This is a genomic window from Methylacidiphilum kamchatkense Kam1, from assembly GCF_007475525.1.
GTDB lineage: Bacteria > Verrucomicrobiota > Verrucomicrobiia > Methylacidiphilales > Methylacidiphilaceae > Methylacidiphilum > Methylacidiphilum kamchatkense.
Genome location: NZ_CP037899.1, coordinates 289084 through 305724 on the forward strand (window position 1 = coordinate 289084; position 16641 = coordinate 305724).

The 16641-nt window shown below is 42.3% G+C and carries 13 protein-coding genes; 8 read left to right on the forward strand and 5 right to left on the reverse strand.

What is annotated here, in order from left to right; all coding sequences use genetic code 11:
* Window positions 1-5: 5 nt before the first annotated feature.
* Window positions 6-1427: a hypothetical protein gene (locus kam1_RS01325; protein WP_039721980.1), complete on the reverse strand. Its 1422-nt coding sequence runs from the start codon at window positions 1425-1427 to the stop codon at window positions 6-8.
* A 301-nt stretch (window positions 1428-1728) separates the two neighbouring features.
* Here kam1_RS01325 and kam1_RS01330 point away from each other — a divergent pair, with 301 nt between their 5' ends.
* Window positions 1729-4917, forward strand: a complete 3189-nt coding sequence (locus kam1_RS01330) for an efflux RND transporter permease subunit (RefSeq protein WP_052250535.1) — start codon at window positions 1729-1731, stop codon at window positions 4915-4917.
* A gap of 179 nt (window positions 4918-5096) precedes the next feature.
* Here kam1_RS01330 and kam1_RS01335 read toward each other — a convergent pair whose 3' ends face one another.
* The 4 genes from kam1_RS01335 to kam1_RS01350 form a co-directional block, all read right to left on the reverse strand.
* On the reverse strand, window positions 5097-6398 hold the full coding sequence (locus tag kam1_RS01335; protein WP_039721979.1) for an MFS transporter: 1302 nt from the start codon (window positions 6396-6398) through the stop codon (window positions 5097-5099).
* Window positions 6399-6511: 113 nt separating this feature from the next.
* Entirely contained in the window at window positions 6512-7825 is a 1314-nt protein-coding gene (locus tag kam1_RS01340) for an MFS transporter (RefSeq protein ID WP_039721978.1), read from the reverse strand.
* A gap of 233 nt (window positions 7826-8058) precedes the next feature.
* On the reverse strand, window positions 8059-8280 hold the full coding sequence (locus tag kam1_RS01345) for a hypothetical protein (RefSeq protein WP_143958197.1): 222 nt from the start codon (window positions 8278-8280) through the stop codon (window positions 8059-8061).
* 129 nt (window positions 8281-8409) lie between these two features.
* The gene (locus kam1_RS01350) at window positions 8410-10326 is read right to left on the reverse strand and encodes a tetratricopeptide repeat protein (RefSeq protein WP_235277594.1); all 1917 of its coding nucleotides are present in this window, start codon (window positions 10324-10326) and stop codon (window positions 8410-8412) included.
* Window positions 10327-10518: 192 nt separating this feature from the next.
* On the opposite strand from kam1_RS01350, the gene trpC reads away from it, so the two are divergent.
* The 7 genes from trpC (at window position 10519) to kam1_RS01385 (ending at window position 16630) form a co-directional block, all read left to right on the forward strand.
* The gene (gene trpC / locus kam1_RS01355; protein WP_052250534.1) at window positions 10519-11346 is read left to right on the forward strand and encodes an indole-3-glycerol phosphate synthase TrpC; all 828 of its coding nucleotides are present in this window, start codon (window positions 10519-10521) and stop codon (window positions 11344-11346) included.
* A gap of 18 nt (window positions 11347-11364) precedes the next feature.
* Entirely contained in the window at window positions 11365-12018 is a 654-nt protein-coding gene (locus kam1_RS01360) for a phosphoribosylanthranilate isomerase (RefSeq protein WP_039721976.1), read from the forward strand.
* Entirely contained in the window at window positions 11991-13211 is a 1221-nt protein-coding gene (gene trpB / locus kam1_RS01365; RefSeq protein WP_039721975.1) for a tryptophan synthase subunit beta, read from the forward strand. Before kam1_RS01360 ends, trpB begins: the two co-directional genes overlap by 28 nt.
* Window positions 13212-13533: 322 nt before the next feature.
* Window positions 13534-14157 (forward strand): guanylate kinase, encoded by a 624-nt coding sequence (gene gmk / locus kam1_RS01370; RefSeq protein WP_039721974.1) that lies wholly within the window; start codon window positions 13534-13536, stop codon window positions 14155-14157.
* A gap of 243 nt (window positions 14158-14400) precedes the next feature.
* Window positions 14401-14844, forward strand: coding sequence for a flavoprotein (locus tag kam1_RS01375; protein WP_244946107.1), 444 nt, complete (start codon window positions 14401-14403; stop codon window positions 14842-14844).
* Window positions 14845-14971: 127 nt separating this feature from the next.
* Entirely contained in the window at window positions 14972-15475 is a 504-nt protein-coding gene (gene purE / locus kam1_RS01380; RefSeq protein ID WP_039721972.1) for a 5-(carboxyamino)imidazole ribonucleotide mutase, read from the forward strand.
* A gap of 6 nt (window positions 15476-15481) precedes the next feature.
* A complete protein-coding gene (locus kam1_RS01385) occupies window positions 15482-16630 on the forward strand; it encodes a 5-(carboxyamino)imidazole ribonucleotide synthase (protein WP_039721971.1) in 1149 nt (382 codons plus the stop codon).
* Window positions 16631-16641 lie beyond the last annotated feature (11 nt).

A 16641-nucleotide genomic window follows, 5' to 3' on the forward strand; every position in this document is an offset into this window, starting at 1 on the left:
CCTTATCATTTATTATTGAGTTCAACAAGTTTTGTTTTTAGAAGCGCAGCTTCTTTCTTAATTTCTTCAAGCTTTTCTTTGGTCAGTGGGCCATTCTTTAGTTCTGCCAAAAGCTCCCTCTGTCTTTTGATAATATACTCTTTTATTTTTTGTCCCTGCATTTGATATTCGTTCAGGCTGTAATAGGGCTGAGGAGATTGGGAGACAGTGCAACCGGCGATTTCTAAGCTAAAAGAAAATGGAATGACGCAGTGGAAAATCATTGTATTATTTGTAGCGGTAACATCGAAGAGATAGGCTTTAAGTTCTTTGCCAAACGAAACGGTTGGTGCAAGGTTCTTAGCAAAAGCTTGAGACAGCTTTTGATAGAGAGATGCAGGAGTTTCTAAGTAAGTCCAAAGTTCAGCTGTTTGTCCTTCTTTTTTCGAATCTTCTGTAGGAACCCATACAATCATTATCCCAGTGAACGGAGACCATACTGGTTCTATGCGTTTTGCTGTAAACTGTCCGCAAATGACCTCTGCGGTCTCATCTTTCCAATAATTCCACAGTTGAGGAATGAAGGAAGAGGGATGATCTTTGTATTTTTGTAGGAGTTGAGGGAAGTCAAAGAAAAGTTCTTCTTTGCTTAAAGCTGTCTTTAGTGTCCAGCCATAAGGCATGGATTTGGAAAGTTTCGTTTCTTCTTTTTCTAGTATTTTGGATATCTCTACTTTCGGTTGGAATAGAGAAAGGAAGGTATCTCTTTTATAGAACATCAGCAGGCTCAGCGCCAAAAAGCAAAGGACAACTAGGGAAAGAGATCTCGCGTTGAGTTTTAATTCTAAGTTCTCTGCCCACCGGATAATCTCTGATCGATCCTGGCTGACAGTGGGTTCTTCCTGCCCACAAGAAATGTCCGTCCATGGGGGCTGGGTGGCTTTGTCCTTATAAAACCAGAATGAGAGGCTTCGGAAAATCCAAAGTAATGGAGTTGAGAGGAGAAAATAGTAGAAAAGAGTCTTAGAAACAAACGAGGCAATAAAAGCAAAGACTAAAATAAGAGCCGGTTGGATAAGAAACCAGAACCATTGGTTTTGTGGTAGTCCAAAACGAGGCACTCCCCAAAATAACGGATTGCGTTGGATCTTTTTCTTTTCTTCTTCAAAGTAAGCAAGAAACGTTTCGTAAAAGTAGATAAGAGTTAAGAACCCAGAAAAGAGAAGAACGACTGTGATTTCAGAATGGGTGCTGTGCTTATTTAGCCAGGATAACACCAAAAGGATACCCAGGGAAGTTAAGAATCGTTTTGGATGGGCATAGTTTTTCCCTAGTCTGTGGACGGTCAACAGCTCACAGGGCAAAAACCAAGAGATATAAAGAAAAAACAGTTTTTTCAGTAGAACGACTCGGAAAGCAAGAGGCTTATTTTTTTCTGTTTGTTTCATAGGAAGATAAAACTAAAAAACAAATGGCATGTTATTACCAAACATTGCTACCAGTTTTTTAAAGAATTTTACCTTCAGCCTTTTCGCTCTCCTCCTCTGACCAGAATATACAAGCATAGATTTTTTAATAGAAAAAATCAAGCATTCCTTTTTGAGGGTGTGAGCTAGGACATGCCTATAGAAAAGAAGGTATTTTTACAAATTCTTCTTTTTTAGGAAAATCAGCTATGTCAATTTGGTAGCGAGTTTTTAATGGTCCTCTTTTTTTAAGCTAGAAAAAGCTATTTTGTAGCTAGGAGTCATGTTGGAAAAATTCGCTACTACTTTGCTTGCTCATAAGCCTTTTGTCTACCTCCTGTTGTTTTTATATCTCTCTGCTGGTCTGTATACGGCAACCCATCTGTCTATCGATGCCGTTCCAGATATTTCCAATGTACAGGTGCAGATTATTACTCCCGTACGGGATTTTGCTCCAGAAGAAATCGAAAAGCTTGTTACTTTTCCTTTGGAAAGGGAATGTTCAGGGATCCCTGGCCTTGAAGAAATGCGTTCCGTAAGCAAGTTTGGCATTTCACAGATCACCTTAGTGTTCAAAGATGGTACGGATATTTACAGAGCTAGGCAGCTTACGGGCGAAAGACTCATTACAGCGCTCGATAAAATTCCACAAGGGCTTGTACCAAGACTTGGCCCGATTAGTACGGGTCTAGGAGAAGTTTTTGTGTATGCTCTTGATTGGGAAAAGGACCATCCCAATAAGCCCAAAAGCCGTTTAGAAGAGCTGATGGAATTGAAGCTCATTCAAGAATACCAGATTAAGCCGCAGCTTAGGATGGTCCCTGGAGTGGCAGATGTGAATACGCTGGGGGGGTATGATAAGGAAATTCTGGTAATGCCAGATCCTGAAAAATTGATGAATCTAGGGCTGACAGTCAAAGAACTTAGTGAGATCGTTGGGAAGAATGTGGAGAATGTGGGTGGAGCCTATATAAAAAGGGCTGGAGAGCAAATGACAGTTAGAGCTGTAGGCAGAGTAGAAGATCTGCCTCAGATAGAAATCTTGCCAATAAAATATCCGGGTTGGACAAAGCCGCTCTTAGTTAAAGATATAGCGACAGTGGCCGTAGGAGCCAAAATTAGGGTAGGGGCCGCTTTGGTCAACGGGAGGGAAGTGGTTCTTGGGACTGTGCTCATGCGGGTCGGAGCTAATGGAAGAACGGTTTCTCAGAAGGTGTTGCAAAAAATCCAGCAAATCGAGCGGCAACTACCAGAAGGGGTCAAAATAGAAGTACTCTACAACCGCTCAGAATTTATTGATCAGGTGATTCACACCGCTTTTTCTAATCTTCTGGAAGGGGCCACTCTTGTGGCCATAATCCTCTTTATTATTTTGGCTGATTGGAAGGCTTCTTTAATTGTTTCTTTCACCATCCCTCTTTCCTTTCTTTTTGCTATCTACGGAATGAGGCTTTTTCATTTGTCTGGTAATTTGATGAGTCTGGGAGCCATCGATTTTGGTCTCATTGTCGATGGAGCGGTCATAATGGTAGAAAACATTCTTAGGAAACTTGCTGAAAGCCAATCGAAGCTAGGGAGCTGTCTTCCTAGAAAAGACAAAGAGTTAATAGTCAAAGAAACTATTTCTGAAGTAGGCCAATCGGTGCTTATAGGAGTTTTAATCATTACTTTTGTGTATGTCCCCATTCTTAGTTTAAGCGGGGTGGCAGGTAAGACTTTTAGGCCCATGGCCATAACTGTTATCTTTGCGTTGATTGGTTCCATTTTATTTAGTTTTACTTTCATCCCTGTCATTTCAGCGGCTGTCTTGGGAAGGACCAAAGATTTTCAGAATCATGGTAGAGAGTTCAACCTATTAAAAAAAATCTATCGGCCTTTCCTTAGGTTTACCCTGAACCACGGTTGGTTTTTTGTAGGGGTAGCTCTTTTGTTCTTTCTCATTGCGATTTTGAAGTTTGGTTCTTTGGGAGCGGATTTTGTACCTAAGCTTGATGAGGGTTCCTATGACATCAATATTTTTAGAGAAAATACTATAGGGATAGATGCTTGTGTGGGAATGGAAAAGAAAACCGAAGAGGTGCTGCTCCAATCTTTCCCTGAAATCCGCTATGTCTATTCGCGTATTGGAATGGCGGATATAGCCACGGATCCAGCAAGTCCAAACGAACCGGAGCTTTACGTTATCTTAAAACCCAAATCGGGATGGAGAAAGATCAATGGCAAACCGATTTCTAAAGAGGATCTGGAAGACCTGATGGAAGAAGAAATAAAGCTTAAAGTTCCAGGCCAAGCCATGATTTTCTCTCAACCTATTGAAAACCGGTTCAATGACATGCTCCAAGGCGTTAAAGCGGATGTGGCTTTTAAAGTTTTTGGTTCCGATTATTTGACCATCTATTCGCTGACGGAACAAATTAAAAAGCTACTAGAAAATGTCCGTGGCGTGGTGGGCCTAGCCTTTGAAACCTCCGGGGTTGCTCCATCTCTGGAAATCATCCCTGATCGCCTAGCTATGGAAAAATATGTCGTCCAATCCAGTGAGATTAATGAAGCTGTCTCTGGAGCCTTAGGAGGAAAGACCGTTGGACAACTCATCGATGGAGTCAGACGCTATGATATTGTAGTCAGATTTTCGGATACAGAAAGAAACAATATGAATGCTTTGCTTTCTCTGCCAATACGCTCAGGTACTGGAGGCATTGTCTCCTTATCACAGGTTGCTTCTGCAAGCTACGAAAATCGACTCCGATCCATTTCTAGGGAAAATGGTATCCGTCGGATCGCCTTGCTTGTAGACCTAGAAAGAAGGGATTTAGAAAGCTTTGTTAAGGAAGCCACAGAGAAGATCAATCGATTGGTACATTTTCCTCCAGGCTATTTTTATGAAGTTGGTGGACTCTACAGGAATTTTATCGAAGCCAAAGAAACATTGAAAGTGGTTGTTCCAATGGCCTCTTTGGCGATCATGATGCTCCTTTATTTTCTCTTCAAAAACTTCAGGCATTGCTTTATTGTCTTTTTTTCTATTCCGCTGGCGATTACAGGAGGCATATTTTCTCTTGTGTTGGCAACTCTTCCTTTCAGTATTTCAGCATGGATAGGGTTTATTGCTGTATCCGGAGTGGCTATTCTAGAAGGACTTGTATTGTTAGGAGCTATTAACCGCATCCGTCTTTCTGGATATCCACTAGAAGAAGCGATCGAAGAAGGAGCGCTTATTCGGCTGCGGCCTGTATTAGCTACTGCGTTGGTAGCAAGTTTAGGGTTCTTCCCCATGGCCTTTGCTCAAGGTCCCGGAGCTGAAGTACAAAGGCCTTTAGCGATTGTTGTTATTGGAGGGATTGTTTCTTCCACGCTTTTAGATCTTGTAGTCCTTCCTGTATTTTACCTGTGGGTGGAAAGTCTATGGGATCGGTGGCAACAAAAATCATCTACTAAATGGGATGGAACCAAAGGTAGTTCTGTAAAGTAAAATAAGCAGCAGCCCTTAGAATGAGAGCAATAGAAAGAAGATTTTGAGCAGGAAAGGAGGCAATCTTCAACACGAAGCCTGCCGCCGAAGAAAAATCAACGAAAGAAAGACAAAAAAACCACTTTTTTTATCCAAGAGTGAATAAAAAAACTGCCTCCTATCTATTGAATCAGACTCTTTTACAACGAGCTTGTAGGCTTTTTAAGCTTGTCTTTAGGAAGAAAAGAAACAAGGATCAAACTGCCTATGAAGTAGCATAGGGGTAAGAGCATGGGAGTTTTAAAGGAGTTTGTGGCAATAAAAAGATAGCTAAAAGACAAGGGGCCAATGCCAGTTGCGATCCGGCAAATCAGACCCCAAAGCCCAAAATGCTTGCCGATTTTGTCTTCATCTGATAACAAGCTCATAACGGCTCGGGCAAGGGAAAGAAGAGAACCATTTCCAATACCAATGAGAAAGGATGCCACATAAAAGGAGGTTTTTGTTTCAGCAAAAACAAGGCTGCTAACACAACCGATCCAAAGCAAAAGATCTAGTTGAAGGGATCTTCGGGATCCCAACTTATCTTGGAAAAACCCAAAAATAAAAGAACCAAGCGTGCCACCTGCTTGAATCAAAAGGAAGATGCCTACCTGTTGAGCTCCTGTAATGCCGTATTCCATCTGCGCATAGACCGCTAGTATAATCATGAGAATAGTGGCTGCAGAAAAGAAAAGAAAAGAAGCAGCAAAATAAAGGAGCAGGGGTTTATTATGGGCAATGAGAAGAGCTGTTTCTTTAAGGTCAGTGAGGATTTTTAGAAGCGCTTGAGCAAAACTTTTGGTAGGAGTGGATTTTTTTTGGAGTTCCAGATTAAAGAATAGTGGAAAACCGCACATCATATAGATAGCAGCAACGATAGGAAAACAGAGTCGAAGAAGCTCGGTATTCGACACCGTAAAGCCAGGAGACAAGAGTGGATAAACGAGCAATAAGCTAAAAATGCCGCCTACATTCCCAAAAGCCCTCGTCCAGCCTGAAAATCTGCCAACAGAAGATGGAGGAATCAGTTCAGGTAGAAAACTTGAAAAAATATTTTCGGTAAAAGAAAAAGAAATATTCGCTACTGAATAACACAAAAGGCTTTTCCAGACATCCCCTTCGTGAGTCGTGCCTAAAAGCGCTGTTGCAAGGATACAGATCACAAAGAAGAACCCAAGAAGAAATTTTCTTTTAGCTAGGCAATCGGATAAGGCGCCGATAAAAGGAAGAAAAATCGCTACAAAAATTTGAGTGAAAAATGCAGCCATTCCCAACAAAAACGTCCCATCGGTTCTCCGGGCACAGACGATTTGGACAAAATAAAGACTGAAAACCAGATCCACAAGAACGATGCTAAAAGAGACATTCCCAAGATCAAATATTCCCCAAGACAACTTTTCTCTAAGCCCAACAGTTGTACTTGGTTTTAAGAGGATCTCTTTGGTATGGGCCTCATTCATGGGATCTTTTTGCTAGAGTAGATTAGTGACAACAACATAGACATCCACTTAAAGGCAAAGCCCTCCGATTGCCATTTGGACTTCAAGCTTTAAATAAAAAAACATTCTTATTCTTAAGACCCATGAGCAGGCATTTTGCTTTCAATTTTCGTGGGTTTTTGGTTAGGGAGAAAGATCAAGCCAAAGAGCCCCAACCCGAAAAAGACGAGAGGAGCAAAAAGCGGGGTCTGGAACGATTTGTTAATTTCAAAAAGTAACCCGAAAACCAAAGGACCAATGCCTGAAGCCAATCGGCCAACAAGCCCCCAAAGACCGAAGTATTCACCTACCTGTTCGGGAGGTGATATCAAGCCCATCAGCGCCCTGCTGACTGAATAAAGGGAGCCGTTTGCCGTTCCAATAAGAAAAGTGACCAAAAAGAAAAGCCATTTTTGATCCAAAAAGAGAGTTAAGGCCACACATACAAACCAAAGGCCAACATTAAGCTGAAGCGTTCTTTTGGGACCAAATGTATCTTCTAAAAATCCAAAAATAAAGGCACCTATAGCACTCCCTATTTGTAGAGTTAAGAAAAGCCAAATTTGTTCAGCACCACTGACTCCAAGCTGCATTTGAGAATAGACAGCAATGACTACCATGATGACTGTGGCGCCGCTGCTGTAGAGAAAAAAAGCTAGGAAGAAAAGGAGCACGTATTTCTGTTTGAGTAGAGAAGGGATCATTTGAGCCGTACGGCTATAAAAGTTTTTTAAAGCGATTGAAAAGTTTGCTTGGGAGCCTGGTGTTCTTTGGTGCGTGTTCAGAAAAAAAGGGAGGCCTGCAAGCGCATAGATGAGTGCAACTAAAGGAAAACACAATCGAATATGATCCACATTGGATTGAATAAACCCAGCAGAGAGTAACGGATAGATAGTCATAAGACTAATGAAGGCTCCTAGATTACCTGCGGCTCTACTCCAACCGGATATTCTCCCGAGCATGGACTCCGGAGCAATTTCTGGGAGAAAACTAGCAACCAGACTTTCAGAAAAAGAAAAACTGATATGCGCAATCGCATAAGTGATTAATCCTTTCCAGACATCCCCTTCACCAGTTGTTCCTAAATAAGCCGTAGTCAGTGTGCATAGGATAAAGAAAACAAGAACAATCTCCTTTCTTTTCCCTGTCACATCTGAAAAGGTACCAACAAGGGGCAAAAGCAAACCAACAAGGAGTTGATTAAGGAAAGTGGTAAAAGTGATCAGAAAGGTCGCATCCGTTCGGTGGGCGCAAATGATCCTTATGAAATAAAGGCTGAAAACCAGATCCACCACAACGGTGCTAAAAGCGGAGTTAGAAAAATCAAAAGCACACCAGGAAATTCTTTCCAAAAGTCCCGCTTCTTTTGGAATCTGTTGACTGTTCCCCTTTTTTTTAAATGCAATCATCTTTTGCTATAATGGCATTCTCTTATTTCAAGAAAGCAATGGGTTTTTCAAGCCACCTCTCCTCCTCTCTTAGGTTTTTTTCCCCTTGAAGGCATCCGCAGTACTTCTAGAGTGGTGCCTAAAACCGGCAATCTGGCCAGATAACTTAGGCCTGTTTCCAAGCTATCACGATCCAGCAATTCTCGGGTTCTTGCGGACTGACGGTATCGCCGCAGCCTCCAATACCATCAATACTATATAAACCTATATAAGCACTTTGAGTGTGCAGTCGAATTTTTCATCGCTAGCAGTTTTATAAAACTTGTGCTTCCTAGGCTAAGCTTGGTTTTCCCCTCTGGCTCTAAAGTGTATGTGCCAGCACTGGATCCAGTTGCTAATAGCCTTTCCCAACATCCTCTTTGGGAGGATGGAACACCGGCAATCCCATGAAGAGAGAGGATGCGTACGCCTTTCATTTCAGAAATTCTAGCTTTATGCCTACTACATTCAATTCAAAAAACTAGACGGAGCTGGTTGTGGTACTCTCATCCTATAGAAAGAGATGGGTATGCCTGTACCCCCCCTCCTATAAAAGCTTGGGAAATTTATTCAAGGAATTTTTCCAAGCCAGGATCTTTGGGGATACCAAGACTAAGGGCATCCTGATAATGCCTTTTGGCAAGCTCCTTAGCTGGAGGTCGTTGGGTCGCATAGATGACAGCAAGATTGAAATGAGCATCCCCATAGTTAGGATCCAATTCTAGCGCTTTCCTTAGCTCTTTTTCTGCTGCCTCCTGCCAACCTTTCTTTGAACAGGCTATTCCAAGATAATTCCTGGTCTTAGGATCATTTGGGTTGATAACTATTGCTCGAGTCAGTTCGGTGACAGCATTATCAAAAAGCCCTTCCTGGTAATATACAATTCCTAAGACTGAGTGAGAAAAGGCGTCGTTAGGGTTAAGTTTTAGAGCCTGAGCTAAGGCGTTTTCAGCTTCTTTGAGTTGTCCTTGCTGATAATAAATTACTCCTAAATTAGCCCAAGCAGTGACACTGTTAGGGAATTTCTCCAGGATTTGATGATACTTTTCTGCTGCCTCTTGATAGTGTTGCTCAGAAAAAAGAGTGGAAGCTTCGTCAACAAGCTTCTGAAGGTCTGCAGGCAGAGAAGCTTGCAGCTCATTGCTTCCAACTGAATGAGGATCGGTCTGTGGCTTTGGATCAGACGGAATCGCACTCCCTTCATGGGAAGCCTGATAGGCGACCTGTTGAGTTCCTGGAGGAACAATGGCAGCGGTATTCTGAATATGATCAGTTGAGGAACCGTCTGGAGCTTCAGTCTTAGCCACAGCAGTTGACTGGGTGGGGGGAGTGGATTCTTCTGGAGGTTTGGTTAGTTGGGCTTCAAAGGTAGATTGTTGGATTTCACTTAGATTAGGATTGATAGGCCCTTTAAGTAAAGCTTGTTCTTCGGGAGAAAGGGTAACCACTGGAGAAGACAAAAATTCAAGCTGTTTTTGCAGAAATTTTGAATCGATTTTGAGATTCTGTAGTTCTTCCAAAACAAGTCTCTTAGCCGAATCTCTTCGAGCTTGTTCTTGAAGCTGCCTGTTGATAATCCCTCTTAAAATTTCGTTTTCTTTTCTTAAAGACTCGGTATTGGGAGCGTTAGCTAAGTCTCGGGCTGATTCAGCAAGTTTCTGTTGGGCAATCTCTAACTGTGTCTTCAGAGTGCTCGCTGTATTTCTGAAAACTTCGTTTTCTCTTTCCAAAATAGAAAGTTGCTCTTGTACTCCTTTGAGCTGATCTCGAAGGGCGGCGATCCCTGCCTCGCTATTGCCTGCCTGTAGCGTTCGTATTTTGGCTTCAGCTTGAGCTAGTTTCGCTTTCAAAGAATTGTTTTCCTGGAGAACGGCAGTGATTTTGCTTTCGATGTTGGTTGATTTAAACATCGCCAGCTCTTTTTGTGTCGCTGCAAGCCTGTTCCTTAGCATATTAGCTTCGGAAACCGCTTCTTCAAGCTTCATTTTTGTCTGGGATAACTCAGCTTCTAATTGGCTAATGCGGTATTTGAGTTTGGTAACCTCTTCATCGGACTTTGAACTTTTGTCGTGTTTGGAAAGAAGGCTCTTAATGACATCGTTATTTGATTCTAAAGAGGGTGGTTCGGTTCTGGAAGCATTGAGAGCAGTTAAAACGTTTTTTTGGACTTCATCAGGCGTTTTTCCTAGTTTCTGGCCAAGAAGACTCAGTTTGTCTTTGACAAAATTGATACGGAAATTCAGAATCCCCGGTTCCCATTCTGGAAAATTTTTTTTCAACAATTCGAGCCGCTTACAACATTCAGTATACCTTTGGAAGGCTCCGGCTATCTCTCCTTTTTTTTCCATCTGCTCCGCTTCTTGTAAGGCAAGATAGATGTTCAAAAACTCATCTTGAGGAGAAACAACCGCTAAGCTTCTTGGGCTAAAGATATAGGATGACAGCAGTAAAAATAGCCAAAGAACCAGTCTTTCAAGCCGCATCGTTGCCAATTTATTTTCGCTTTTCGTTTAAAAGTCAATAAGTTTTGATTGGAATTCAGGTCATAAGGTTTTACTCTTTAAAAAGTAAAAGTGTTGAAAAAAATATCGTTTTTATTTGGATTAATACATTTTTTTTACATAATAAGGCCTCAAAACATGGACAGTTGTTAAAACGCGCGAAATGAGTTTTTTATGGATTATCCTAGGAATACATTAGAAACCATTATTGCTTCTAAAAAAGAAGAAATAAAAAAACTATTGCCTTTGCAGGCAAAGATGGAAAAAGAGCTAGCCAATCGGCCTTTCCCCAGGCCTACTTTTTCCCCTGCTTTACTCCATAGGAAAAGGTTAGGATTGATTGCTGAATTTAAAAGGGCTTCTCCATCCGCAGGACCAATCGCTCCATCCAAAGATCCTGTGACACAAGCAATAAAGTATCGTAAAGGGGGGGCAGACTGTCTAAGCGTGCTTACGGATTCGAAATTTTTCAATGGTTCTTTGGAAGATTTTAAGAAGATTAGGCAAAAGGTGACACTCCCATTGCTACGCAAAGATTTCATCATTCATGAAGTTCAGGTTCTAGAAAGCCTTCTTATCGGGGCCGATGCGCTGCTATTGATCGTTGCTGCCTTACCATGGAAGCATTTTTTAAGACTCTATAGCTTTTGCCGACAGCTTGGAATGGAAGTATTGGTAGAAGTCCATGACGAAGAGGAGATTGACAAAGCCCTTGAAGCCGGAGCAGATATTATTGGAATTAATAATAGAGATTTAAGAACATTCTCCGTGGATTTGAGGACTACCAGAAGATTGCTTCCCAGGATTCCAGAAAATAAAATTGTAGTGAGCGAAAGTGGGATAGAAGCCAGTGACGATCTTTGTGACTTAAGGATGAGGGGAGTTGATGCTGTTCTGATTGGAGAATTTCTCATGCGACAAGAAAATCCTGAGACTGTCATTCCAGAATTTTTTGCTCCTTCTTCTTTCCCAAGAGGCACAAGGAAAAGCCCGATTCTTTAGGTCCGGCAAGTGGCATCTATGAGCGTGAGTTCCTTTGCGGATTCTTCGAAAGTCTGGATTAAAATATGCGGAATTACTTCTCTAGAAGACGCGCTTATGGCAGTGGAGCTTGGCGCAGATGCTCTAGGTTTTGTCTTTTATCCCAAAAGCCCTAGATATCTAACAGTTGCATCGGCTGCCAAAGTGATGCTTCGGCTTCCCCCTAGGATTGTGAAAGTGGCTGTCGTTGTTAATCCAAGCCGGGAACAAATAGAAACCCTTGAAAAAGAACTGCCTATCGATCTTTGGCAGCTGCATGGAGAAGAAGACAGTAAGGCGGATTGTTGGCAATCTAGAAACATCATTAAGGCTCTAAGACCTCCCTTCGAAAGGAAACTGGAGCCATGGAAGGAAATCGTTCATGCTTTTCTTTTGGATTCTAAATCTGAACAATGGGGTGGGTCCGGTATCCCTTTTGACTGGAAAGAGGCGGCAGGACTACGACGACATTCTCAAAAACCTTTTATACTTGCCGGAGGCCTGAATCCGGAGAATATTCAAAAAGCACTCTTAGAAGTCGACCCGTTTGGAGTGGATGTTTCCAGTGGAGTGGAAAGCTATCCAGGGAAAAAAGACAAAAAGAAATTGTCAGAATTTATAGAAAAATGCAAAAAAGAGAGACGCTTTCGTTAACGCTTCCAGATTCTTTAGGCTATTTTGGTCCTTATGGCGGACGCTTTGCACCGGAATCCTTGATGGAAGCTCTATTAGAGCTTGAAGACGCTTATAAAGAGGCCCAAAAAGATCCTCATTTCAAAGAAGAACTAGATGAGCTTTTAAAAAATTATGCCGGTAGGCCCACTCCCTTATATTATGCCAAAAGGCTTTCTTCCCTCTTTGGAGATAAAAAAGTTTACCTCAAAAGAGAAGATCTTTTGCATACAGGAGCTCATAAGATCAACAATACCCTTGGGCAGGTCCTTCTAGCTAAACGGATGGGGAAGAAACGGATTGTGGCAGAGACGGGTGCGGGTCAACATGGCGTAGCCACAGCCACTGCCTGTGCACTCTTTGGGCTGGAATGTCGCATTTACATGGGAGAGCTAGATATGGAAAGGCAGGCTCTGAATGTCACTCGCATGCAAATGCTTGGAGCAGAAGTCTATCCTGTTAGAGTTGGGCAAAAGACTTTGAAAGAAGCTATTAATGAAGGGATGAGGGATTGGGTGATCAATTTGCGCACTACCCATTATGTCCTTGGATCAGCTTTGGGGCCGCATCCTTTTCCAATGATTGTAAGGGATTTCCAAAAAGTGATTGGCGAAGAGTGTCGGGCACAGTTTTTTAAGCAAGAGGGAAGGCTTCCAGATGTAGCCATTGCCTGTGTGGGGGGAGGGAGTAATGCCATAGGCTTTTTTTATGGTTTTTTGTCTGATCCTCAGGTGCGGCTTATTGGGGTAGAAGCGGGTGGTAATGGAGAAGCCCTAGGAGAGCATGCGGCTCGTTTTGCTTCTGGAAAACTAGGCATATTCCATGGAACAAAAACTTTTGTGCTACAAGATGAACATGGGCAGATCGCATCCACGCATTCAGTATCCGCCGGGCTGGATTATCCAGCAGTCGGTCCAGAACATGCTTTTTTAAGAGACCATTCCAGAGTTGAATACACCAAGGTTTCAGATGCAGAAGCTTTGGAGGGTTTTTTCTTGTTGGCTCAGACCGAAGGAATCTTGCCAGCACTGGAAAGTGCGCATGCTCTAGCCTACTGCTTGAAAATCTGCCGTGAGCTTCCCAAAGGAGCCATTGTGGCCGTTAATCTTTCGGGAAGAGGAGACAAAGACGTTAATCAAATCGTAGCCCTCCAAAATAAAGGCCAAAGAGTCTGAAACTATGCATTTGGAGAAATATCACATCCTTTAGACCCCTGTGTGTTTATAACAAGCATAGCAGGCAAGAGGTTCTACGGGTAAAGTCCATGGAGAAAAAGCTTTTGGCTACGGTTCTTGGATGAGAGTAAAGAAACTAGTCTTCATGAGACACTTAGCTGCCGTTACTATCAGAATAAATGGCAGGGGATCTGACGGATAGGAAATAGCAAATGGTTAATAAAAAATTTTAATTCTTTCCTTTCTTTGGGTTGTAAGAAAAAAAATAGTGTAAGCTAAAGATTTTCTTTATTTTACGATTGTATTTTGAATATTTTTTTCAATGCAAAAGTTTTTTCGAAGAGAAGGAATTTTATTTGTAATATCGGCTCCTTCTGGAGCAGGGAAAAGCACTCTTTGTACTAATTTAAGGAAAAGTCCAGACTTCATCTTTTCCATTTCCTGTACGACTCGGCCCCCTCGAGTAGGGGAAGTGAATGGAGAAGATTATTTTTTTTTAACTGAGGAAGAGTTTTTACAAAAGTTAGCGGCTCAGGAATTCCTTGAGCATGCTAAGGTTCACGGTCATTACTATGGAACGTTGAAGAGCACCGTAATCAATGCATTGAGAAACGGTACAGATGTCCTCCTGGACATTGATGTTCAGGGTGCCAGACAGATCCGGCAAAGTAATGATCCCCTATTAAGAAATGCTTTAGTCGATGTCTTTATCATGCCTCCGACGATTGAGGAGCTGGAAAGAAGGTTAAGGAAGAGAGGAACAGAAACCGAAGAGGAGCTGGCAATTCGGTTGAGAGCCGCCAAGGAAGAAATGAAACTTTGGCCTGAGTTTAAATACACCATTCTTAGTGGTTCGATGGAAGAAGATTTAACAAAATTTAGAGCGATCATGCGTGCCGAGCGTTATCTGAGCCGTAGACTGACATTGATTGAAGAGCCTTTTTGAGATTTATGTTTGAGAAACGTAGGAGTTTATTCATTCGAAACTCACTATGCTCTACGAAATGTTTACTCAGGAGCTGGACCAATCATGAGTTGCTATAAAAAGCGTAGCTAATAAAAAACATCAAAAATTCATAAAAATTTTTATTGCTCTCTTTTATTATGCTTTGATTTTAGTGGGTATGTCCTACTATACAGAAAAAGTCCACCGCATGAGATAGTTCTTTCTATGAGCCAAGAGAAAACCATGGATTCTTTTTCAATAGTTCTTGGTGTCAGTGGATCGATTGCGGCTTTTAGGGCTGTGGAGCTTGCCAGTATCCTCTCTAAGGAAGGCTATACCGTGGATGCCGTTCTTACTCCAGCAGCTACTCAATTCATTAAACCGCTTTCTTTCGAGTGCCTGACTCATCGGAAAGCGTATACCGATGAGATGCAGGAAAACTTACTCAATGGCAGACCACTGCATATCGAACTAGCTCAGAAGGCAGGACTCATTCTTCTTGCTCCAGCTACTGCCAATATTATCGCTGAGTATGCCTTAGGTCTGGCGCCAAATCTGTTGACCTCTCTGTTGCTTGCAACCGTTGCCCCCGTATGGATTGCTCCAGCTATGAACGTTCATATGTGGCAGCATCCTGCTGTACAGCAAAATGTGCAGACGCTGAAGCAAAGGGGGTTGAATTTATAGGTCCAGAGGAAGGAGCGCTTGCTTGTGGGGATTATGGGAAAGGTAGGCTGTGGCCTGTGGAGGAGATTTGCCTGAAAATTATGAAAAAGTTTCCTTTGAAAAGCATGGATAGAAAGGCTTTGAATAGATGAATTCAGTACAAAGCAATGATTCTTGTCCGCTGGTAGGCGTCGTTATGGGCAGTCGATCCGACTGGCAAACGATGAAGGCGGCTGTCGATCTCCTGGAAGCGTTTTCTGTTAGGTGTGAAAAAAAAATTGTATCTGCCCATAGAACCCCTGAGCTTCTTAGGGCCTATGGCCTGAGTGCGGCCGAGAGGGGGATTCGGGTAATAATTGCTGGAGCCGGTGGGGCTGCGCACCTGCCTGGTATGATTGCTTCTTATACGAGGTTGCCTGTCCTTGGGGTACCCATTGAGAGTAAAGTGCTTCGTGGAGTTGATTCGCTCCTATCAATTGTTCAAATGCCATTTGGGATACCGGTAGGCTGTCTAGCGATTGGAGAAAGTGGGGCAAAAAATGCGGCTTTACTTGCCGTTGCTATCTTGGCCTTAGAAGATAAGCAGTTAGCTGATAAGCTAGATGCATTCCGAGCTGAACAAACTAGAAAAGTCCTTGAGGAATCTTTGTGATGGTTTATGAAAGAAATTTTGCCAGGGGCAACGATTGGGATTCTTGGTGGAGGCCAGTTAGGAAGAATGGCCGCGATGGAGGCTAGAAGGCTTGGCTATGGAGTTGTGATCTATGATCCTGATCCTTCCTGTCCAGCTGCAGCTATTGCTGATAAGCATTGGATTGGGGGATACGACGATATCGATAAATTATTGGATTTCGCTGCTGCTGCCGATGTCCTTACCTACGAATTTGAAAATATTTCTTCTTTAGCTCTAAGAAAACTCGAAGAAGAATCGCTTCTTTTCCCATCCGCAGCTGTGCTTGAAATATGCCAACATAGGGTTCGTGAAAAAGAATTTTTATCCAGCCGCGGATTCCCTACGGTTTCTTACAAGGTGGTGAATAGACCCGAGGAATTGAGTTCTAAAGCCGCTGATCTTGGTTTTCCATCGATTTTAAAGACCGCCCAACTTGGCTATGACGGAAAAGGACAGGTTTCTTTGTCATCCATTGAAGATTGTTTTTCAGCATGGGAAAATATAGGAAAGCCAGCTATAGCCTTGCTTGAAAAAAGACTTGAGCTTCTTGCTGAATTTTCTGTTATTATTGGCCGGGATCATAAAAAGAATGTTTCTTTTTTCCCTATTCCAAGGAATTTTCATAAGAAAGGAATTTTAGATTTTACAATTGTTCCTTCGGGCTTGGGGAAAAGGTTGGAAAAGGAAGCTAAGGAGATTGCTTTCGAAATTGCTGCCGCTTTGGACTTAATCGGGCTTTTGGCTGTGGAATTCTTTTTGACTGAGAACGAAGATATTGTAGTCAATGAATTGGCACCTAGACCTCATAATTCAGGGCACTTTAGCCTGGATATCTGCTTAACAAGCCAATTTGAACAGCTTTTAAGAATAATCTGTAATCTTCCTTTGGGTGCAACCTCCGCCAGGAGTAATGGGCTTATGCGTAATTTATTGGGAGATTTATGGCGGGCAGACAATCAGCCCAATTGGGCAGGATTGTTAAAACTGCCTGGCTTAAAACTGCACCTTTATGGGAAAAAACAGCCTCGGGTTGGCAGAAAGATGGGTCATTACTGTATAGTGGGAGAGAATATGGATGATATTTTAGCTTTAGATACACAAGCTTTACAAATTCTGGAAAACAATTTGTCTTGATGATAGTGGAT